We start from the raw sequence: 19,652 nt of genomic DNA on the forward strand, positions 1-19,652 counted from the left end.
TATGAATGAACCCAGTCAACACGGCGAATCTGCTCAGCAAGAGTGGAACGGCCGATACTCTCCCAACCAGTGTTTTTTCTTTGCGGTGCTAGCGCTGCTTATTCTTATTCCGTTTTTAGGGCAGCGGCTTGCGCATCCGGTGCAAAACATCAAAAGAGCCTCTCTAAAAAACATTTACAGCGCGCTCACCGCTCCGATTGTTTCCGTTACCGAAGCAATTCCGGTAGCAGCCGTTATTCCCGTACTCAGGAATGCGTTTATACGGGGGGCGGGATTAGCGGAGCGCGGCGAATGGGATACGTTTTTTTACCGACAAGGGGTGTACGACAGCGAGGTTGCAGCCTTTTATGCAATAACCGGTGAACAGGGGTACACCGAAACAATACCCGGCTTTTCGGATACGCTGAATGAACGGGAAGGTATACCTGCCGAGTTGAGCAGACAGGTTTCTAAAGAAACGCTCCGCAATGTCGCACTGCCGGTTATTCATTCTGCACGGACGCCTCTGCGGATATTTTTTTTCGGGGATTCCCAAATGCGCAGTATCGCTGCCGGTATGACCCGCGCGCTCGGTTCCGATACCTCTATTGCCGTGCGGGAATTAAGCGTTCCTTCTTCCGGTTTTCTCCGTTCCGATTACTATAACTGGCCGCAAAAACTTGAAGCCGTGTTTGCCGGTCAAAAAGACGGGGAACGTTTTGATGCAGCCGTCATTTTTTTAGGGATGAATGACTATCAGGATATGTGGACAACCGGCGGCATCATGCTTACGGCGGGTACCCCTGAATGGGAAGAGGTGTACCGTAAAATGGTAAAAGTACACCTCGACACTGCGCTCGCTTCCGTTCCGCGGCTGTACTGGCTCGGCTTACCGGTCGTTCGGAGCGCTGCATATAACGAAAAGATGCAATACCTAAATGCAGTGCACGATTCCATCGCGGAAGAATACGATTCTAAAAAGCTGGTCAGAATTTCGCTCAAAAGCCTCGTCGAGCGATACGGAACGGGATACCTCGGCGCAATTAAGCCTGAAGGCAGCGCATGGATATCCCTCATGCAAAGCGACGGTATCCACTACACAATCGAGGGCGGCGAGTATTTAATGAAGCAATTCATTGACCGCCTGCACTGCGACTATGCATTCAGGTAAACGCATCAGACCGTTTTTAAACACCCCCGTGGAAAAATTAAGACTATTCGACCAGAACTGCCACGGATGCCATCGCTAAAAAATGTACTTCCTTGTACATTTTTTAGCTTCGAGTTTTCCTGATGAAAAACTCGATACTGTTTTGAACCACTGACTTCCTGTCAGTACAGCGATGTTTTGTGCGTGCACAAAACTCGCCTTCAACTGATGTACATGGATGTACAACAGTTGAAGATGGTTCAAATGGTCTCACAGTCTCAATTTTTCCGCGGTTTTTATCTACTCTATCTGATGCGTTTACCTGTCTGCTGGAAAAATGTGCGAAATTTTATTTCCTTAAAATGCAACAGTTGAACAAAATATGAATTTTTGAAACTGTTGCATTGGTGCGCGTCAAGCGCACGCATCAATACGCAAGTTTTCGAAAGAAAACTTGGCGGTTAAGGTGAGCGGCGTCATTGTAGACGCTCACCTTATACCTATGAAATTTCGCACAGAAGGAAGGCAACCACTAAAAATATTTTTCATGCGGTTGCCCTGATGTATTTGAAACGCATTGAACAACAGTTTAAAAGCAGTTACACTGATGCCCATGATACTCGACAATAAATATATGATGCCGTATACGGTACCGACCACAGCCATTGACGGGCAGTACCGTTGTACGCCGATAACTCTTGCTGCGCTTTCGCAGGATTTGGCGGCTAATCACTATAGCTCTACCGGTATATTTATGCCGCAGCTGCAAGAACGAGGTTTGATGTGGATTATCTCCAAGCAACATTTTGAAATACATGAATATCCGCTCTGGCTCGATTGCCTGACGTTACAAACATGGGCGCAGCCGCCGAAGGGACTTTTTTGTTTTCGGGATTTTGCTTATTACTACGCCGAGGGCGGAAAGAAAGCTTCGTTGTCTGCGGCCTTTAAAGATTTTGATGCAGCGGAACGGAAGGGTACCGAATGGACGGCAGACTCGTTGCGCCGATATGGAGCTCTGTGTGTGCGCGGCAGTACGTGCTGGGTTGTGCTGAATATGCAAACCAATCAGCCTGCCGTTCTTGACGATACGGTGTTCGGTTCGTTGACGTTTTGTACTGAGCATTTAGAAGGGCGGGTTTTTGCAAAAATTCCCTTGCCGACACACTGGGATCGCGAGGAGTTGTTCCATCCGTCGCTTTTGGATATCGATATGAATGGACACGTCAATAATCTGAATTATATCCGCTGGGCATTGTCGTTTATGGATGCGGACTTTTGCCGCGGCAAATTGCTCCGCGTACTTGATACCAATTTTTTGATTTCCGCTCAATATGGAGAACAACTCTGTTGTCGCTGCTCTCATATTGAAGACAATGTGTGTGTGCATTCTATTGTGAGAACTGCCGACGGCAGCGAGGTATTCCGCGCCCGTAGTGAATGGGCTGACGAACGGAAGATGGCACGGCCGCTTCAGGTTGAACATGAAACATCCCGACTATAACGCGCCGTCCGCACTCGCCACCGTGCTTGATGAACACGGGTTCGGGATGCAGAAAAAATTCGGACAAAACTTTTTGATTAACGCACATATACGGCAGGAGCTCGTTTCCGCACTCGGTCTTTCCGCCGGAGATACTGTATGGGAAGTCGGCCCTGGGCTTGGCTCGATGACGTCGCTGTTGTTAGAAGCCGGTGCCGATCTAACCGTATTCGAAATAGACCGCGGCTTCGTACAGCTTTTAACGTCATACTTCGGCTCCTATCATTCGTTTCATTTAATAGAAGGCGATGTGCTTAAAACATGGAAAGCGGAGTATCAACGGCATGCACCGGAAGCCTTTTTTCGGGAATCTGCCGTACAATATTGCGGCAAAGCTCATCGCGGCGACAATCGAAGCCGAGTGTTTTTTTGACCGTATGGTGATAACCGTGCAAAAAGAGGTTGGACTCCGGATGACCGCGGCTCAGGGAAGCGCTGATTATTCATCGTTTTCGGTGCTGTGCCAGTGGGCTTATGATGTGGAACCGATCCGCGATATTGCTCCCGCCGCTTTTTGGCCTAAACCGAATGTCGAATCACGGGCGCTCCGCTTTACCAAAAAGCAGTCCCCGCAGCCGGTACGCGATGCGCGTTTTTTTTTAAGTCTTGTCCGCGGTTTGTTCAGTGCGCGGCGTAAAACGGTAAAGAATAATTTAAGTACGATCCTTGCTGCACGGGGAAAAAAGACGCTGTCTGCGGAATCCTTGCTGAAAGCAGCCGAAATCGATCCCGCCGCCCGTGCGGAATCTCTTACGGTCTATGATTTTATCCGATTATCGGATACACTGGCGGGCTGTGATGAATAAACGATTGCGTTGTACTGCGTTTTTGGTTCTGTGCATGATGACCGCTGCGCAGATGCCGCTGATTGCGGAAGAAAAAAAAGAAGATTATACGCCGGTTCCCTATACCAAAGAGGAATTCCCTCTTTGGCAGCGGGAGCTTCGACGGTTTGAAATATTGTCCTTCGGGGCGCTTCCCTTTGTTACGTTGCTCTCTTTTTGGGGCTACGATATGATTCGAGCTGCAAAACACCCCAAAGACCCCGCCTATTATCCGTGGCCGCTCAAACAGGCTGATAAAGCGGTCGCGCTGACTGAAAAAGAACAGCTCGGCGTGTTCCTTACCGCCGCCGGTATATCAATGACAATCGCGTTAATCGATATAACGTACCGCGCTATTAAACGTTCCGCAGTAAAAAAACGTTTGGAACGGGAAAATGCCTTTACTGAAGATCCCATTCAGTTTATTCCGATAAAACCATCAACTGAAGTAGAACCTCAGACTTTGCAGCACATGACCGATGCCGCATTATCTGCGGGTTCTATCGGCGGAATTGCAAGGCTATGAGAGAAGAACGTCGCTGCAGATCCTTCCGCTCAGGGCGGCAAGACCGATACGGCAGCGCAGCATTATGACTAAAGTATTTGAGCTTGAGGTTCCGGAAGGTACCGCTAAGCTGAGGCTTGATGCGTTTTGCAGCAGCATTCTTACCGGCATGACCCGTTCGCAGCTGAAAATGGGGATGCAATCCGTGCAGCTCAATGGGCGGCAGGCAAAACTTTCAAGCACTGTGCAAGCGGGCGACCGTATCACACTGATATGGGAAAATCCGCTCCCCGATGTTCTTATCCCTGAACACATTCCGCTCCGTATCCTGTATGAAGATAACGATGTCATTGTGGTAAATAAGCAGGCTGGTATGGTAACGCACCCTGCGGCAGGCAACTGGACGGGGACGCTGGTACAGGCGCTTGCCTATTATCGTTTGCACACTTCTCCTATCCATGACGCATTCGCTCGCTTGCTCGAAGCGGAGCAGGGAAAAGAAAATTTTACCGAGCTATCGCGTATGGGTATCGTTCACCGACTTGATAAGGATACCTCCGGCATCCTTATCACCGCCCGTAGCGCCGAGGCGGAAGCCTTTCTAAAAAACGAGTTTAAGCTGCGGCGTACGGAAAAATATTATCTTGCAATCTTGAACGGCATACCGGAAAAGCAGACCGGTATTATCGAAACTTCGGTATTCCGTGACGGACATAGCCGCATTCGGTTTGCCGCCTCAGGCGATTTGTCTAAGGGAAAATATGCGCGTTCCCGCTATAAGGTATTGCGGGTATATGGGAAATATGCGCTGGCGCTCTTTAAAATCGATACCGGTAGAACTCACCAGATTCGGCTCCACGCGCGGTTTATCGGCTGTCCGATTGTCGGGGATCCGCTGTATGGAAAAAAAGAGGCGGAGTGGAAACAATACGGGTTGATGCTCCATGCGTATCGGCTCCGTATTACGCTCCCTTCAGCACGTGAAAAAGCCGTGTTTACCGCCCCGCCGCCCCGAAAATTCCTGACAGTCCTGCGCCTTTTGCAGAAGCGACAGCCGCAGGGGAATAGCTGAGATATTAACACGGCAATCGCATCACAAATATTTTAAGCGATTGCTTTCCTTTTGTACGAAATTTTATCTAAAATTTCGTACAGTTGATTGACAGCTCCGTTCGCCTATACCTTCCGCATACTGTCCAAGGGCTTTTCTTTACCTGCATACACGGCAGGCAGCAAGCAGACAATTACCGACAGAATAAGCGTTCCGGCGGCGATTATATAAAGCTCGGTAGCATTGAGGGATATGGGGATATACTCCAAATAGTATTCGGGCGCTAAGAGGCGGATGGTTTCGGGGCTGCCCGTTTTTCCCAGCATATAATAGAACGCGGTCTGCCCTATATTGATTGCGTGCTCAAAAGCGACAAACAGCTCGTTGATGTGTAAAGCCGCCAGTATCCCACCGGTTAAGCCGATACAGAGTCCTGCTGCTCCCGTAAAGAGACCTGCGAGTAAAAACGACAGGGTGATAAAAAACGGATGCGCTCCGGTCGCTTTAAGAATTGCAATTTCCTTCCGCCGCTCCATGATGAGCATTACCATTGCCGACGAAACATTGACCGAGGCAGCAAGAAGAATCAAAAACATAATGAACATCAAAAGATTCTTTGAAGTCTGAAATGAATAAAATTGAGAACGGTTTAAATCCTGCCACGTATACACCGAAAATCCCGCCGGTAACAGTTGCCGAATGGCGTCTTTTGCTTCCGCAAGCAAGACGTCGTTAAAAGGATCTGCAATACTGACAACAAGAGCGCTCAGCGAAGATTGCGGCGACAATACTGCATCGGCAGACTCCAACGGGATAAAGATCCACAGTGCATCCAATTCCTGATAACCGGAGGAAAGAATGCCGACAACCTTAAAACGAGTAAGTTTCGGCTTTGTCTGATTGCCTGAATACTGCGGCAGCAGCGTAAGCAGCGAGCAGCTGTCTCCGACTTTAAGACCGGTTTTCTCCGCAATCTTTTTGCCGAGCAGGATGGAGCGGGCGCCGTCAAATTCAAGACTGCCGTCTACCACCGTTAACAGGTTCCGTGCCGCCGGATTTTCGGTAAAATAGCCCGTCTCTATTGCCCGTATTGTGCCTCCGCTGCGGCCGGTCTTGCCGATGAGTAACCCCGTACCTTCCTGTTGCCGCCGAGAACCGGTGAGCGCCGACTGTGCAGTCATGCGGATTGAATTAAAAACTTCTTGGATGCTTTGCTTCCGCTCATCGGCTGTCTGTGCATTCCGCGGCGTCGGGCGCAGGTCGAGCACCTGTATGTGTCCGCTCCCCAGTTCAATCATACGGGAGGTAATCCCCTTGATCATTCCGTCAGACACAACGAGCACAATAACCAACGGAATGATGCTGATACCGATGCCCCAGACAGCGCCGATTAAACTTTTCCGTGCGTTTGAAACTGTCTTTCCCGCATTCAGTCCCAGATACCGCAGCGCAAGCTTCCATGCCAATAAAAAATTCATAAAAGCTGCAACTTCCCTTGCTCAAGCCGGTAGCATAGATCGGTATCGGCGGCAATTCCCTGATCATGCGTCACGATGATAAGTGTTTTATGATGTTTATCAGCTATCGAAAAAAGCAGCTCCTGCACCCCGTGCGCATTTGCGGGGTCGAGGTTGCCGGTCGGCTCATCAGCCAAAATAAGTGACGGATCGTTGATAAGTGCACGGGCAACCGCCGCCCGCTGCCGCTCTCCGCCGGATAGCTGTGCGGGAAAATGATTAAGCCGTGTCTCCAACTTGACATCCTGTAAAAGTGCAGCAGCTTTCTCTTTTACCTTTTTTTTTGGCATACCTGCGATGAGCGCAGGAAGCATCACATTTTCGATAGCCGTAAAGTCTTTCAACAAATAGTGAAACTGAAAGATAAAGCCGAGGTAAAAGCGGCGATAGTCCGTCAATCCGCTTTCATTGAGCCGGTGCAGTTCGTATCCGCCTGCAATAATCTCCCCCGAATCAGCCTGTTCCAAGCCGCCGACAATATTCAAAAAAGTGCTTTTCCCGCAGCCGGACTCCCCTACTACGGCAATTTTTGCCGGTTGCTCGATTATCAGATCTAAGTTATGTAAAATACGGATTGAATCCGCCTCCGACTGAAAGGTTTTTGAAACATTTGTCAGCGCCAAAATCGGTTTATTCATAGCGCAGTACCTCCGCAGGTTTAAGGGTAAGAATTTTTCGGGCTGCAATTGAAGCGGCAAAACTCGCGGAAAAGACACCGAATAAGAACACTAAAAAGACTTCGTCGAAGAAAATACGCACAGGCACCGAATCGATGTAAAAATATTTAGGACTGAAAATACTAAAGCCGGTAAAAAATGTGTGCTCCAGCAAAATATTTGCCGCTTCAATGACGGCATTTACCAGATATTCAGCCAGTAAAAACACCCGATTGATGTCTGCGGAAAGCAGCAAACCCAACAGCAAACCAATGAAAGCGCCCAAAAGCCCGATTGTAAAACCGTTTGCGATGAAGAGCGCTTGGATATGCTCTTTTTTAGCCCCCAACGAGGCAAGCACCGAAATTTCCTCCCGCCGCTCATAGATAGAACGCCGCATTCCGTTGTAAATATTCACCGTAACCACCACAAAGATTAAAAATACGAGCATAAACATCGTATTTTTTTCGATACGCAAGGCTCCGAAAAATGCCTGATTATAGGTGCGCCATGATTCGGCTCTCAGTTCGGGTATGACGGCGGAAATGCGGGCTATATATACCCCGTCGGTCTCCGAGTTTTGAAGCTTTACTGCGGCGGATAGCTCCTGTTGTTTACCGCAGAGCATCTCGCCGGTCTCCATCGACATAAAGGCAAAACTAGCGTCGATTTCATAATAGCCGGTCTTCATTAAACCGGCGATTCTACACTCCGCATCCTCAGGAAAGATATCGGTATCCGCAGTGCCCGAAAGCGCGAGGAGTGAAATACTATCCCCTGCAGAAACAGAAAGCATACGGGCAAGTTCATATCCGAGCACAACGGAATGCGGCGCGCTGAGGTCAAAAGAGCCTTCCATCATCGTTATGGCACCGGCAAAGCCGCGGTCATCGCTTAAGATTGTCTCAGGCACGGCACGCAGTATAGCGGGTTGCTGCCTGCCGTAGTTTCCCTGCATTATCGTTTGTGTTTCCGAAAACATATAAAAAGACTGGAACCCGCCCGCAGCACGCGCCTTCTCAAGCGCCGCTCCGGATCCGTACAGCTGCACGTGCGCCGAACTTACCTGCAAAATGGTATCGATAAAGCTGCGCTGAAAACCGTTCATCACGGCAAGTATTACGATAAGCACCGTAACCCCGAAGGCGATACCAAGTACGGAAAGGATTCCGGTAATTGCCGAACGCCCCTTGGTATCTGCGGCATTAAACCGCCGTAATACAAAAAAAATCCATGCAAGGTCGGTACGCTTCATTGCTCCTCTCCTACATACACTTCTTTATCATCGACATAGAGGTGCACAATATGCGGCGTACTGCCAAGCTCGATAAAGGCGGTTTTCTTCCCGTCACGGTATTTGGTTTGAGTAACAGCCTTATCTCCGGCAAATTCCCAAACCGACCTGTCGCTATTTTTTCCCGCGGTAATTGTCTGTTCAATCAGTTTATCGGAATCGTTATAGGTATTTTCCGTCTTGGATATCAAGTTTTTCCCTTCGTACCGCTCGATAGTCAACTCTTTTCCTTTCTCGTTATAGCGAATAACTTCCGAGGCATCCTTGCGAAGTATTTTTTTCTGCTCGGGATAACGGGCAGCGCCATGATATGTCCACACCGTTTTTTTCAATCGCAGCGCCGTCTTCGTAGAGTACCCCAAAAGCAGACCGTCCCTGCCGGTCAAAAGTTTCATAGTACCATTTGTTTCCATCCGCAACGGCTAATCCCTTGCTATGGATTGAGGCAAAAGTTACATCGGCATATTCGCCGCTTCCGTCCTCTTTTCCGGCTTCTACCGCTGACGCAGCGGTTTCGCTATCCTTTGCAGTCTCAGTAGAAGCCTTCTCTGTTTGGGTAGTATCTGCCGACGCTGTATCTGCCGGCGCTGTATCTGTCGGGACTGTATCTGTCGGGACTGTATCTGTCGGCGCTGTATCTGTCGGGACTGTATCTGTCTGAACATCATCCGGAGTGATGTCTGCCGGAATCTCCGGTATTGCCCCGATCTCCGTTGATTCGAACCCATCGGCAATACCGAGCGGCGATTGACAAAACGCAACCGCTAAAATGAAAAGGCAGAAAACGAAACGTTTCATACCGACATACCGATAAATTCCCGCAGATAGGTGTCGGCATTGAATGGGGCAAAGTCTCCGTATTTTTCGCCGGTACCGGTAAAAATAACCGGTAGATTCAACTGCCGTCCTACACTGAGCGCGATACCGCCCTTTGCCGTCGAATCGTATTTTGTCAGAATGACCGCATCGACACCGACTGCCTCGTGAAAAACCTCAGCTTGCCTAAAGCCGCTTTGCCCTGCCGTTACATCGAGTACGAGTATTTTTTTATAACATCCCTCATCGGTTTTTGATTCTGCAATTCTATTGATCTTTTGCAATTCCCGTACAAGGTTTTCCTTATTGTGGAGACGTCCGGCGGTATCGGCGATAACAAGCCCGCCTCCTTGCGCCCGCGCTGCCTGAGCCGCATCAAAGATAACCGCCCCCGGATCCCCGCCGTACTGATGCGCAATAACCCGAACATCAAGCTGTTTTCCGTGATATTCAAGCTGCTCTATTGCGGCTGCCCTAAAGGTATCCGCAGCGGCAAGGATAATCGGCGCTTCAAAGCGGGACTTATAATACTGAGCGAGCTTTGCAGCCGTCGTCGTCTTTCCCACTCCATTTACCCCCAGCAGTAAATACACCGAGGTCTTATCTTTCTCCGGCATAAAAGAAGCAACCGGCAAAAAAGGACGTAAAATATCATATAAAACCTGTAATACCTGCTCCTGCTGCTCGACCTTCCGTTTTTTGCATTCCGCGCGGAGCCGGTCTTCAATTTCAAATGCAAATTGAGCGCCGATATCGCCTTCCACCAATGTATCGGTGACGCTTTCAAAAAAAGAATCATCCAATTGGGAATGAATGCCGAACAGCTTCTTTAAGCCTTCGGAAAAACTTCTTTTAGCCATATTTTTCTCCAATAATCCCACTTATCCCGTTATAACTTACGCGCCTCTTTTGGAATACTCTGATCAGCGGCGTACAGATACAGTCCAAGCTGTATCACATAGTTAATACCTAAACCGATTGTTATTCCCTGCATAACTGCAGTGCTTATAAACAACGCACGATATTTATTCTGTACCGCTGCATTAACCCTCAAACGGGAATCCGCAGCGGCAGAAGCCATATCTGCAGTAAGCCCCTGCAAAATCATAAAAATAGGAAGCGACACATAAAAGGCTCCGAGCGACCAGTACAGGACATTTCTCCGCCTATCAATCAATGTCTTGGTCTTTTCTTTATTGAGCGTAGCTTGCAGTTGATAGGTCGTCTGCCCTTGCTGCATAAAATTATTAGGTCGAAGTACAATATAGGTTTTTACATCTTTATACGAAAAACTGATAGCAGTATTTTTACCTTCCGGAATATCAGCTTCAAACGGCGTCCCGGCAAAATACTGTGTATGTAAAAACACATCCGCATCAGGTTTTATAAACTGAAATCCGACGGAAATCGTTTGTTCTTTTTTTAATTTTATATTCAGCAAATAATTTTGCCCTGCTTGAGCCTCGATAGTCTTACCGGCTGAATCGTAACCGGCAGCAAGCGCTTCAAGTCGATGACTTCCTGCATACATATAAATAGACTTTTTTCCCGTTTCCAGTGCTTCGCTGTCCAAATACACTTCCGCATCTTCCGGTTCGACAGTAAGCAAAACCTGTGCAGGTTGGGTATTTTTTACCGCCGTCATAATTTGCGCCGCTAACGAACGGGCAATTGTTTCGATTGACTGATACGGCCCCGCTTCGCTGAACCGGTAGTCGGGCATACCCGGCAAACCGGTCGTCAATACAACGGACACATACATATAGCCTGCCAAATCCTGTATCGAGCCATCAATAACCGCGGAGATATTTTCAGTCTTCAATACTTGCGGAACATTTGCATATTCGGGGAGCTCAAACACCTGTTGGCCGTCCTTCCATATCATAACGGGGAGCGTTTCAGCGGTAAAGGAGGTATCGTTCAGTAATTCGTCGATTTTCACTTGAGCTTTTTGAATATCGGTTTCCTTCGCGGTTATTTTTTTACTGAACGCGGCTGTCTGTTTCTGCTTCTCCTTTTCGGACATTACCGCAAGGTACAGCGAATCCCGTTCTGCAATTAATGATGACCGTTCCTTGATAAGCGCAAGTTTTTTTGCCGCATAATCGACAAGCTGCCGCGCTCTTTTTTCTTCGGGTGTTACGAGCCTGCTTGCGGGTACTGCACAAAAAAGGTTGAGCATTGCGGGTAATGCGGTCGAGTACGATGCATACAATTCAGGTACATCGGTAAGCGTAAATTTTGATGCCGTAATCGACCATGTGGGAAGTTCATCTTTTGTTTGCGCAATACCGTATAGTGCAGTTACCATCACAATCAGAGCGACGCACAGCCGTTTTATTTTCATTCCGGACTGTCCTCATACATCAGCTGATTCGCCCATTGTTTTTTCAAAAAGTCTTCGATAAAGCCGTCTATATCGCCGTCCATAACAGCTTGGATATTGCCTGTTTCATGTTTTGTACGATGATCCTTTACCATTGTATAGGGCTGAAAGATATATGATCTGATCTGATTTCCCCACGAAATGCCTTTTTTCTCGGCGGCGAATTTCGCGTTCTCTTTTTCTTTTTCGTTGCGGTAGTATTCGTAAAGCCGCGCTTTGAGCATACTCATCGCCGTTGCCCGATTGGAAATTTGGCTGCGTTCGTTTTGGCACGCAACGACAATACCGGTAGGCAGGTGTGTCAGCCGTACTGCCGAATCTGTTTTATTGATATGCTGACCGCCCGCCCCGCCTGCGCGGTAGGTATCTACCCGTAAGTCTTCCGGTCTGATATTTACCTCGATGGTATCGTCCAACACGGGAAACACATAGACGGAAGAAAAAGAGGTATGCCTGCGGGCATTCGCATCAAACGGGCTAATTCGGATAAGCCGGTGCACACCGGTTTCAGCCTTTAAAAGGCCGTAAACATAGTCGCCGCGTATCTGTAGGGTAATGGATTTTAACCCCTCATCGGCTTCCAGTTCGTCGAGCGTTTCAACGGAAAAACCGCGACGCTCCGCCCAGCGGAGATACATACGGGTCAGCATCCGCGCCCAATCGCAGGCTTCGGTACCGCCGGCTCCTGCATGAACGGTCAAAAAGGCATCGCTCCCGTCAACCTCGTCGGAAAGGAGCGCTAGCGTATTGAGTTTCTCGAATCGATCTTTGAGGTTTGTAAGCGATGTATCGATTTCTTGAATGGAATCTGTGTTATCATCCTCCCCTGCCTCTTGGGTGAGCTCATAGAGCGTCTGCAAATCTTCTATATCGGCGATGAGCGTTTCCCACGGCTCGATACGGCTTTTCAGTTTTTTAATTTCCGACAAGAGTTTTTCGGCACTTTTAGGATCGTTCCAAAAGCCTTCAGCTCCCGCAACGGCTTCTTTTTCTGCAATCCGTTTTTTTTACCGCTTCGGAGTCAAAGACGCCTCCAAATTTCGTCGACATCGGCTTTAAGCGCTGCAATCTGCGGTTTATATTCTTCCAATAACATCATCATCTCCTATAAAAACTTTTGCAGGATGTTTCAGAGCCTTCGGCTCTGTTCTACAAAGAAATTCATTAACTTGTCCGCTTAAGCGGACTGCGAATCAACATCCGAAAAAAGTTTTTAGCCGTGTGCGCTACGCACACACGTAAATCAACAAGTTTGCCCCGCAAACTTTACCGCCACGGAGGGCGGTGGTTATAACAGAAGCGATATTTTGGCGTTGCCAAAATTCGCCATCAACCGATGTACACGGAAGTACATCGGTTGATGAGGCGACATAATTTTAGACGGCACTTTTTAGCGTATCTCCCATATATTCCATAAGAAGCTTAGACTTTCTTAGGTGGACGGATTAAGATTTTCCGCCACTTCTTTTTAGCAAGCGTGGAAATCGCTAATACGCCCTCGACGGGATACTGATACATGCGGATAACATCATAATAATCGGTTACCCGATCAATTTCACGTTTAAGAGCGACCAACTGTTTCTCACTAAGCGTAGTTGATTCCCAACACGCCCGCTGCACCCGTTCAAATCCGTAAAAAGTCAATAATTCAGAAAGATGGGCGGCGGATTCCTCTCCGCCCGGATCTATCATTACCGATACAAACATATTAAGGTATAGAATATAACAAACAAGGCTCTATTGTCAAAGGGCTGCAGGAGAAACTTCATACCCGGCGGTTTTTGAGGGCTTTTTCGACGGTAACGGCAAAGCGTAAGAGGTTTTCGATAAGTGCCGGCAATAGAGAAGCAAAACGACGGCAGGCGCTTATGAAATCACGCCGCCGGTGAGTACGCGCATCATAGGCATAGTTTAACTGCGCCCATACTTCGAATACACGGGGAACGCACATCAATGTGATGGTAAAGAGTGTCGAAAAAGCGCCGGTGTATTTCTTTCCGCAAAAGAATCGTTCGATTTTTTCACAAAGCATAAAAATTTCCAGCTTTGAGGTAGTTTCGTAAAATATCGAGGCGGTAAATAAGATAAGCGCAAGTTTTTGCATAAAAAACAGCGTTTCCGTTGCCGTAGCTTTAAACATATCTGCCGTCAGCGGCATCCCGATTATTTTGATAAGGAAGATACACACTGCGTATATACACAAGAACCGGCAATTTCTCTTTATCGCCACCAGTGATATTTTTGCACAGAGAGCGATAAAAACAAGACATACCGCATATACGGCAAGCGCCGCTTGGGGAGCGCCGTACAGGGCAAAGGAAGAGAGACATAATAAGCAAAACTTTACCCCTGCCGGGAGACGGTGAATCACCGTATTTCGAGCCGTATATTGAAATAAAAAACTGTTTTTATCGACGGTCATCGGTCATCTATATGAGCACCGGTGAGCTTCGCTCACCAATTTTCCATACAAGGTCGGCAAATACACGGTATGAGCAGAGCGGATTCCGTATGCCGTATTGTTCAAGGATACCGCTATGGAGTGCAGGTTCGGGTTCCGCATTATAAACAAGATTTCCCTTGTGCAAAATGATGAGCCGGTTCGCAAGCGCCAACACTTTTTCCAGCTCGTGGGTAAGTACCATAATCGTTTTTCCGTCACGCTGCAGCTGCTCTATCATTGCCGTTACCTGCACCACCCCTGTATAATCGAGGTTGGCAAAAGGTTCGTCAAAGATGATGACATCGGCTTCCATCATCAGGATACCGGCAACTGCAAGCCGCCGCTTTTCGCCCCCTGACAAACTGCGGGCGGGCGAACGGCGCTTTTCGTACAAGCCCAATTGCCTCAGTACCGCTTCCAACCGCTGCGCAATAACTTCTTTCGACAGCTTGCTGTCCCGCATACCGAAAAGCGCATCCTCCTCGACGGTATCGCCGAGGATTTGAGCGTCGGCTTCCTGAAACACCAGCCCGATACGCAGCTCACAGCCGTCTTTCCCACTACGGACTATCGAACCGGCAGACGTCATTTCCAGCCCAGCGATAAGCGTCATCAACACGGTTTTACCCGATCCATTAGGTCCGGATACGACAATACAGTCGCCGTCATACACCGAGAAAGATATACCGTTCAGTACCGGCTGTTCACATCCGGCAAAAGATTTGGTTACATCGGTGAGTTTGAGCAATTCATATCGGTCTGAGGCAGATGACATTGGTATAGCACTCGGCGCATTGATAGAAGCAAGCGTTATTCCGTATAGCGCCGTATAATCGGCTGCAATTTGAGCGTAATGGGAACAACAACAACCAGCTTAATCAGATCGGGTAGGATAAACGGCACAAACCCTTTCATAAAAGTATGCTGCCAGCTAAGACTCAGTACGTGCTTAAACCACAAAAGACCGAATACATAGATTGAAAGAAAGCTTAAAAGCCCTGCAAGCGCAATGATGCCGCAGGCGAGCGTCCACCGCTGTTCCTCTCTGTAAAGTTTCATAATAAAACCGCCGACAACCGCTGCGGCAAGATACCCGACTAAAAATCCGCCGGTTGGTCCTGCAAATACGGCAAAACCTCCGTTTCCACCCGAAAAGACAGGCAAACCGACAGCTCCGGCAACCAGAAAGAGCAGCACCGAAAGACCACCAAACAGCGGTCCCAACAGTAATCCGGCAAGCACTGCAAGCGCGTTTTGCAGTACAATCGGGATAGGTCCAACGGGAATAGCCATCATCCATCCCGCACAAATCAACGCGGCAAAAACCGCAGAAATAATACTTTTACGCATTTTCGTATATACCCTTTGAAAACCTCTAAAAATTTGATGAATTTTTTAGAGATGCACTATAGTTTCGACGGAATCAGCTTCCAAGTACCGTCAATATTTTCCAAGCCGTAGACGAGCAAAGAAACATTCGCCTGCTTCATAATAACATTGACCCGTGTCGGTGAAACAAACTTTATATCGTCTACCCGTACATTCTGACGCGAAGGAACGAAGACGTAGGTAAAGTAATCCTTCAAAGATTTAAGTTTTATCCCCTTAACCGGCAGCGCTTCGGAAACTTTTTGAAGCGTCAAAGCCTGAGAATACTGTCGCTTATAGTCTTCCGATAAGAATGTAAGCCATTGACTATAATCCTTTGAAGCAGTAATCCGGTTAAGCTTCTCGACGATCTTTTCCATCTCCGTTTTTGTTTGATCGTACGTTTCTTTTGTAATCGTAACTCCTTCAAACTCAGCGATGACAGTATTTTTTTCTTCGACAGACTCGGGCTTAACTTTGGCGGCAGGTTCTTTTTTTGCAACAACCGGTTCCGGCTTTGCTGGCGGTTCCTCAACCTTTGCAGGAGATTCTTCTACCTTCACGGGCGGTGTCTTTGTTTTAACCGGCGGCTTCGGCTTAACCGAAACCGTAGGTTTAACGGTTTCCTGCTTTATCGGTACTTCCGGTTCTTTGACCGGTTCAGGTGCCGGAGCCGTAACTGCCTCGGATTGAGCAGGTTCCTCTTTAACGGAAGGCGGTGCGGCAGAACAGCCGACCGATACACCTATTATAAAAGCTAAAAATAAATATCGATGGAGTATTTTCATATCTCTATTCTATAGGTAAAAACCGATTTCGTCAAATCATCAAATCACTAAATATCAAATTTCACGGCAAACGGGACAGCTCGTTATGGACTGCGCTATATGTCATAAAACCGCCCGAAAGGTTCACCGTACTTGTATATCCGTTCTGCCGCAAAATCCGCTCAGCTATATATCCCCGCAAACCCGACCCGCAGTTAATAACAATCGGCCGGTCTTTCGGTACTTCGTTTAATCTACCACGCAATGCAGTATGCGGTATATTGACCGCTCCCGGAATGGCGCCGCAGCTAAATTCCTCCGGAGTCCGTGCATCAAGGAAGAATGACCCCTGTTCCGCATATTTAGAGACATCCCGCCATGAAATAATCGTTGTTAAACCATCACGGTCATTTTCCGCAATAAATCCGAGCATATTTATGGGATCCTTTGCGGAGTTAAACGGCGGCGCATACGCGTGCTCAAATTCTGCCAAGTCGGAAATCGTGCCGTTCTTTTTGATATAGGCGGCTAGAACATCGATTCTCTTATCCGCGCCTTCCGCACCGACTGCCTGTGCACCCCAGAGCCGACCGTTTTCAGGATTATACAGAATTTTAATCGATAACATGGATGCGTTGGGATAATACCCTGCATGATGAGCGGCATGGGTTACCGCCTGCTTATAGGGAAGCCCTGCCCTATCCAACGCTTTCTCTCCCAATCCCGTTGCAGCGGCAGTATAATCGAATATCCGCGCGATGCTGGTACCGATTGTCCCGCAGTACGGTTTTTTATTGCCGTACACGATATTATCCGCACAGATGCGTGCCTGTTTATTTGCAGGCCCTGCAAGGGGAACCGTCACATCGGTACCGAGCAGCGGACTCTTAAACGAAATCGCATCGCCGATAGCGTAAATATCCTTTTGAGAGGTTTCAAAATAGTCGTTGACCTTTATCGCCCCGTTCGGCGCAAGCTCGATATTGCAAGCCTTTGCCAATGCGGTATCGGGATGCACGCCGATCGAAAGGATGACGGCATCGCATACCACCTCTTTGCCCGACTGCAAACATACCGCTAAACCGGCGCTGCGCCGTTCAAAGGCTTTTACTCCATCTTTCAGGTATAAACCGACCCCCTTGCTGCGGATGTTCGCCTGCACGATTGCCGCCATATCGTAATCGATGACATTCATCACCTGATCGACCGCTTCGATAATGGAAACTTCCATGCCGCGGCGATGCAGGTTTTCAGCCATTTCCAAACCGATAAAACCTCCGCCGATTACGGCAATCCGTTTTGTCGCAGGGTTATCAATTCTTTGCTTAATTGCTTCGATATCGCTGACCGATCGCAGTGTGTAAATGGCGTCATCATTGATTCCCGGAATCGGCGGCTTAATGGGGGATGCGCCCGGGCTTAAAATCAGCGTATCATAGCTTTCGGTACTTTCCGCCCCGGTATCCAAATTTTTAACCGTTACCGTTTTGGAAGAAGGATTAATCGCCGTTACCTCGTGCCGTATCTTTGCGGTAACGTTCAGCGATGCCTTAAACTTTTCGGGCGTCATCACAAAAAGCGCATCCCGGTTTTCGATAACGCCGCCGGCATAATAGGGAAGCCCGCAGTTCGCAAAGCTGATATGCTGTCCCCGCTCAAAGACGGTAATCTCCGCTGTTTCATCCAATCTGCGTAACCGAGCTGCAACGCCTGCCCCTCCGGCAACGCCGCCTACTATAAGATATTTCTTCATTTTTCCTCCATAAGTTTATTCCATGATGACCCAACATACAATCAGTTTTAGAGGCATCGTCTTATTTCATTTCGGTTGTTTTTTTCCACGCATCGATAAATTCAAGCATATACTGCTGAATACCGCCGAACCATTTTTGCTGAAAAGCACAGGCTTCCGCACCGATATATCGGTAATGCCACGATTCCCACACATAGCCGGTTACCGCTTCGTATCCTTTGGGAAAAGAAAGCGACCAGCCGTATTTTGAAGCGTTCTGCAGTACCCACTTACCGGCGCGTGTTTGTGCAAATTCATCGGAGATGGAACCGAAGTCTACAACCGTACCAAGCTGGTGCTGGCTTGTTCCCGCACGGGCGGAAAACCGTTCAGCTTCTTTTTCGCCGGATTCCCGTACATAGCGGTCAAATAAATTTTTCTGATATGTGTATGAACGGTACGAGGAGCTGACAACCAGCGTAACGCCGTCATTCTTTGCGACACGCGCCATCTCTTGCAAGGCTTGTTCCGCCGTTTTTGTCAAGGATAAATCTTTTCGGTTAATCATATAGGCGCGACCGGCAGTCAGTGTTACAAGATTTTGCGGCGTATATCCGTCCGGCAACAAATGCCGCTTATCAACCAGCACCAAAAGGTTTTCCTTTTCCGCCGCTAAAACCTGTTTTAACTCGGCCAAAAAGGCGCCTGCGTCATTGCCGATATGGCGCCGTATCTCTGCCGGAATAGCAGAAGGATATACGAAACTGCGAAGCTGCATTTCCATATTTGCATCAGCAGCCGTTACACAAAAGAACGATAACAGACATATCATTATAGAAAGTATTTTCTTCATAATACCGACTTTTTAAGCGACGTGTTTATAGGTATACGATAATACAGGAGCGGGATTGCTCTTGCCGATAACATACTTTACGGGCAAGGTTTTTTGTCATCAATAAACCGAATCCCCGATACCGTTTTGCATCAGGATCAAAGTGAGGTTTTGTTCTCTTGAGCGCATGTAATAAATTATCAAAATTCGTGCTGTGGTAGGAGAAACAAAGACGCGGAAAGAAAATATTTGATACACTTAATAGAATATTTTTATTTTCAGCAAAGACGGCATGTTCGGCAATATTGTCAAACACTTCCGTTGAGATAATAAGCGCTGTTGCTCGTTTACTCTCGGGAATATTTTTAGAGGTAGAAATAAACTCTTCAATAAAGCCGATATTTTTTAAATCAGCTTCTACCTGTAAATGGTTCACGTCCTTATACCGTATCAGCCTATTTTACTTCGTCGAGCGAGCGGATAATAGGAAACACTTCCGAAAAACCGGTGGAGGCAATCGCAAGCTTTACAACCTCTGAAGGATTCAGAATATAAATTTTATGACCGACCTCCTCCCCGTCTTCGGAAGCAGCCATAAGGATTCCCAATCCTGATGAGGATAAATTGGTAACGCGGGATACATCAAGTACAATTGAGCGCTCCTTAATAAGGTTGTAAACTTTTGTTTCAAATTCATGATACGTGTATGAATTTATTGAACCGGCTACCGTCAGCAATACAAACGCATCGTTTGTTTTTTCCGTAATCGTTAAGTTATCCATCATTATA

20 protein-coding genes and 2 pseudogenes are annotated in these 19,652 nt (G+C 47.8%); 5 read left to right on the forward strand and 17 right to left on the reverse strand.

Going from position 1 to position 19,652, the window contains the following annotated elements:
- The first annotated feature begins 1 nt into the window (after nt 1).
- From GWP40_RS07650 to GWP40_RS07670, 5 genes and pseudogenes are all read left to right on the forward strand, one after another.
- The gene (locus GWP40_RS07650) at nt 2-1,150 is read left to right on the forward strand and encodes an SGNH/GDSL hydrolase family protein (RefSeq protein WP_212564849.1); all 1,149 of its coding nucleotides are present in this window, start codon (nt 2-4) and stop codon (nt 1,148-1,150) included.
- A gap of 592 nt (nt 1,151-1,742) precedes the next feature.
- Nucleotides 1,743-2,633 carry an acyl-[acyl-carrier-protein] thioesterase gene (locus GWP40_RS07655; protein WP_212566574.1) on the forward strand — a complete coding sequence of 297 codons (891 nt, stop codon included), beginning with the start codon at nt 1,743-1,745 and terminating at the stop codon, nt 2,631-2,633.
- A pseudogene (gene rsmA / locus GWP40_RS07660) lies at nt 2,614-3,478 on the forward strand (16S rRNA (adenine(1518)-N(6)/adenine(1519)-N(6))-dimethyltransferase RsmA). Before GWP40_RS07655 ends, rsmA begins: the two are co-directional and overlap by 20 nt.
- A gap of 34 nt (nt 3,479-3,512) precedes the next feature.
- Nucleotides 3,513-4,022 carry a hypothetical protein gene (locus GWP40_RS07665; protein WP_330997244.1) on the forward strand — a complete coding sequence of 170 codons (510 nt, stop codon included), beginning with the start codon at nt 3,513-3,515 and terminating at the stop codon, nt 4,020-4,022.
- Nucleotides 4,023-4,086: 64 nt separating this feature from the next.
- Nucleotides 4,087-5,073, forward strand: coding sequence for an RluA family pseudouridine synthase (locus GWP40_RS07670; RefSeq protein WP_212566575.1), 987 nt, complete (start codon nt 4,087-4,089; stop codon nt 5,071-5,073).
- A gap of 104 nt (nt 5,074-5,177) precedes the next feature.
- Here GWP40_RS07670 and GWP40_RS07675 read toward each other — a convergent pair whose 3' ends face one another.
- The 17 genes and pseudogenes from GWP40_RS07675 to GWP40_RS07750 all read right to left on the reverse strand — a co-directional run bounded on the left by GWP40_RS07675 (nt 5,178) and on the right by GWP40_RS07750 (nt 19,648).
- The gene (locus GWP40_RS07675; RefSeq protein WP_212564850.1) at nt 5,178-6,530 is read right to left on the reverse strand and encodes an ABC transporter permease; all 1,353 of its coding nucleotides are present in this window, start codon (nt 6,528-6,530) and stop codon (nt 5,178-5,180) included.
- Entirely contained in the window at nt 6,527-7,207 is a 681-nt protein-coding gene (locus tag GWP40_RS07680) for an ABC transporter ATP-binding protein (protein ID WP_212564851.1), read from the reverse strand. Before GWP40_RS07680 ends, GWP40_RS07675 begins: the two co-directional genes overlap by 4 nt.
- The gene (locus tag GWP40_RS07685) at nt 7,200-8,480 is read right to left on the reverse strand and encodes an ABC transporter permease (RefSeq protein ID WP_212564852.1); all 1,281 of its coding nucleotides are present in this window, start codon (nt 8,478-8,480) and stop codon (nt 7,200-7,202) included. The genes GWP40_RS07680 and GWP40_RS07685 overlap by 8 nt, the downstream gene beginning before the upstream one ends.
- A complete protein-coding gene (locus tag GWP40_RS12835) occupies nt 8,477-8,740 on the reverse strand; it encodes a hypothetical protein (protein ID WP_230974333.1) in 264 nt (87 codons plus the stop codon). The genes GWP40_RS07685 and GWP40_RS12835 overlap by 4 nt, the downstream gene beginning before the upstream one ends.
- A gap of 16 nt (nt 8,741-8,756) precedes the next feature.
- Nucleotides 8,757-9,317, reverse strand: a complete 561-nt coding sequence (locus GWP40_RS07690; RefSeq protein ID WP_230974334.1) for a hypothetical protein — start codon at nt 9,315-9,317, stop codon at nt 8,757-8,759.
- Nucleotides 9,314-10,195 (reverse strand): signal recognition particle-docking protein FtsY, encoded by an 882-nt coding sequence (gene ftsY / locus GWP40_RS07695; protein ID WP_212564853.1) that lies wholly within the window; start codon nt 10,193-10,195, stop codon nt 9,314-9,316. The genes GWP40_RS07690 and ftsY overlap by 4 nt, the downstream gene beginning before the upstream one ends.
- A gap of 29 nt (nt 10,196-10,224) precedes the next feature.
- Nucleotides 10,225-11,682: a PEGA domain-containing protein gene (locus GWP40_RS07700; RefSeq protein WP_212564854.1), complete on the reverse strand. Its 1,458-nt coding sequence runs from the start codon at nt 11,680-11,682 to the stop codon at nt 10,225-10,227.
- Nucleotides 11,679-12,817, reverse strand: a pseudogene (gene prfB / locus GWP40_RS07705) (peptide chain release factor 2). The gene GWP40_RS07700 and the pseudogene prfB overlap by 4 nt, the downstream one beginning before the upstream one ends.
- Nucleotides 12,818-13,143: 326 nt before the next feature.
- The gene (locus tag GWP40_RS07710) at nt 13,144-13,428 is read right to left on the reverse strand and encodes a CRISPR-associated endonuclease Cas2 (RefSeq protein WP_212564855.1); all 285 of its coding nucleotides are present in this window, start codon (nt 13,426-13,428) and stop codon (nt 13,144-13,146) included.
- Nucleotides 13,429-13,486: 58 nt separating this feature from the next.
- Complete coding sequence (locus GWP40_RS07715; RefSeq protein ID WP_212564856.1) at nt 13,487-14,143, reverse strand: energy-coupling factor transporter transmembrane component T family protein; 657 nt, start codon at nt 14,141-14,143, stop codon at nt 13,487-13,489.
- Nucleotides 14,144-14,150: 7 nt separating this feature from the next.
- Nucleotides 14,151-14,939 (reverse strand): ABC transporter ATP-binding protein, encoded by a 789-nt coding sequence (locus tag GWP40_RS07720; protein ID WP_212564857.1) that lies wholly within the window; start codon nt 14,937-14,939, stop codon nt 14,151-14,153.
- 35 nt (nt 14,940-14,974) lie between these two features.
- Nucleotides 14,975-15,514 (reverse strand): biotin transporter BioY, encoded by a 540-nt coding sequence (locus tag GWP40_RS07725; protein ID WP_212564858.1) that lies wholly within the window; start codon nt 15,512-15,514, stop codon nt 14,975-14,977.
- Nucleotides 15,515-15,570: 56 nt separating this feature from the next.
- Nucleotides 15,571-16,320 carry a hypothetical protein gene (locus GWP40_RS07730; protein ID WP_212564859.1) on the reverse strand — a complete coding sequence of 250 codons (750 nt, stop codon included), beginning with the start codon at nt 16,318-16,320 and terminating at the stop codon, nt 15,571-15,573.
- Between the two features lie 61 nt (nt 16,321-16,381).
- Nucleotides 16,382-18,052: a CoA-disulfide reductase gene (locus tag GWP40_RS07735; RefSeq protein ID WP_212564860.1), complete on the reverse strand. Its 1,671-nt coding sequence runs from the start codon at nt 18,050-18,052 to the stop codon at nt 16,382-16,384.
- Nucleotides 18,053-18,113: 61 nt separating this feature from the next.
- Nucleotides 18,114-18,884: a M15 family metallopeptidase gene (locus GWP40_RS07740; protein WP_212564861.1), complete on the reverse strand. Its 771-nt coding sequence runs from the start codon at nt 18,882-18,884 to the stop codon at nt 18,114-18,116.
- Nucleotides 18,885-18,909: 25 nt separating this feature from the next.
- Entirely contained in the window at nt 18,910-19,299 is a 390-nt protein-coding gene (locus GWP40_RS07745) for a hypothetical protein (RefSeq protein ID WP_212564862.1), read from the reverse strand.
- Nucleotides 19,300-19,318: 19 nt separating this feature from the next.
- Nucleotides 19,319-19,648 (reverse strand): STAS domain-containing protein, encoded by a 330-nt coding sequence (locus GWP40_RS07750; RefSeq protein WP_414162740.1) that lies wholly within the window; start codon nt 19,646-19,648, stop codon nt 19,319-19,321.
- Between the last annotated feature and the right edge of the window lie 4 nt (nt 19,649-19,652).

Source organism: Treponema vincentii, from assembly GCF_018336815.1.
In the GTDB taxonomy this organism is placed as follows: domain Bacteria; phylum Spirochaetota; class Spirochaetia; order Treponematales; family Treponemataceae; genus Treponema.

What these genes read in the sequence shown, in the direction of transcription:
- GWP40_RS07650 (WP_212564849.1), top strand. Translation starts at nt 2, where the DNA reads ATGAATGAACCCAGTCAACACGGCGAATCTGCTCAGCAAGAGTGGAAC.
- GWP40_RS07655 (WP_212566574.1), top strand. Translation starts at nt 1,743, where the DNA reads ATGATACTCGACAATAAATATATGATGCCGTATACGGTACCGACCACA.
- GWP40_RS07665 (WP_330997244.1), top strand. Translation starts at nt 3,513, where the DNA reads ATGATGACCGCTGCGCAGATGCCGCTGATTGCGGAAGAAAAAAAAGAA.
- GWP40_RS07670 (WP_212566575.1), top strand. Translation starts at nt 4,087, where the DNA reads ATGACTAAAGTATTTGAGCTTGAGGTTCCGGAAGGTACCGCTAAGCTG.
- GWP40_RS07675 (WP_212564850.1), bottom strand. Translation starts at nt 6,530, where the DNA reads ATGAATTTTTTATTGGCATGGAAGCTTGCGCTGCGGTATCTGGGACTG.
- GWP40_RS07680 (WP_212564851.1), bottom strand. Translation starts at nt 7,207, where the DNA reads ATGAATAAACCGATTTTGGCGCTGACAAATGTTTCAAAAACCTTTCAG.
- GWP40_RS07685 (WP_212564852.1), bottom strand. Translation starts at nt 8,480, where the DNA reads ATGAAGCGTACCGACCTTGCATGGATTTTTTTTGTATTACGGCGGTTT.
- GWP40_RS07690 (WP_230974334.1), bottom strand. Translation starts at nt 9,317, where the DNA reads ATGAAACGTTTCGTTTTCTGCCTTTTCATTTTAGCGGTTGCGTTTTGT.
- ftsY (WP_212564853.1), bottom strand. Translation starts at nt 10,195, where the DNA reads ATGGCTAAAAGAAGTTTTTCCGAAGGCTTAAAGAAGCTGTTCGGCATT.
- GWP40_RS07700 (WP_212564854.1), bottom strand. Translation starts at nt 11,682, where the DNA reads ATGAAAATAAAACGGCTGTGCGTCGCTCTGATTGTGATGGTAACTGCA.
- GWP40_RS07710 (WP_212564855.1), bottom strand. Translation starts at nt 13,428, where the DNA reads ATGTTTGTATCGGTAATGATAGATCCGGGCGGAGAGGAATCCGCCGCC.
- GWP40_RS07715 (WP_212564856.1), bottom strand. Translation starts at nt 14,143, where the DNA reads ATGACCGTCGATAAAAACAGTTTTTTATTTCAATATACGGCTCGAAAT.
- GWP40_RS07720 (WP_212564857.1), bottom strand. Translation starts at nt 14,939, where the DNA reads ATGTCATCTGCCTCAGACCGATATGAATTGCTCAAACTCACCGATGTA.
- GWP40_RS07725 (WP_212564858.1), bottom strand. Translation starts at nt 15,514, where the DNA reads ATGCGTAAAAGTATTATTTCTGCGGTTTTTGCCGCGTTGATTTGTGCG.
- GWP40_RS07730 (WP_212564859.1), bottom strand. Translation starts at nt 16,320, where the DNA reads ATGAAAATACTCCATCGATATTTATTTTTAGCTTTTATAATAGGTGTA.
- GWP40_RS07735 (WP_212564860.1), bottom strand. Translation starts at nt 18,052, where the DNA reads ATGAAGAAATATCTTATAGTAGGCGGCGTTGCCGGAGGGGCAGGCGTT.
- GWP40_RS07740 (WP_212564861.1), bottom strand. Translation starts at nt 18,884, where the DNA reads ATGAAGAAAATACTTTCTATAATGATATGTCTGTTATCGTTCTTTTGT.
- GWP40_RS07750 (WP_414162740.1), bottom strand. Translation starts at nt 19,648, where the DNA reads ATGATGGATAACTTAACGATTACGGAAAAAACAAACGATGCGTTTGTA.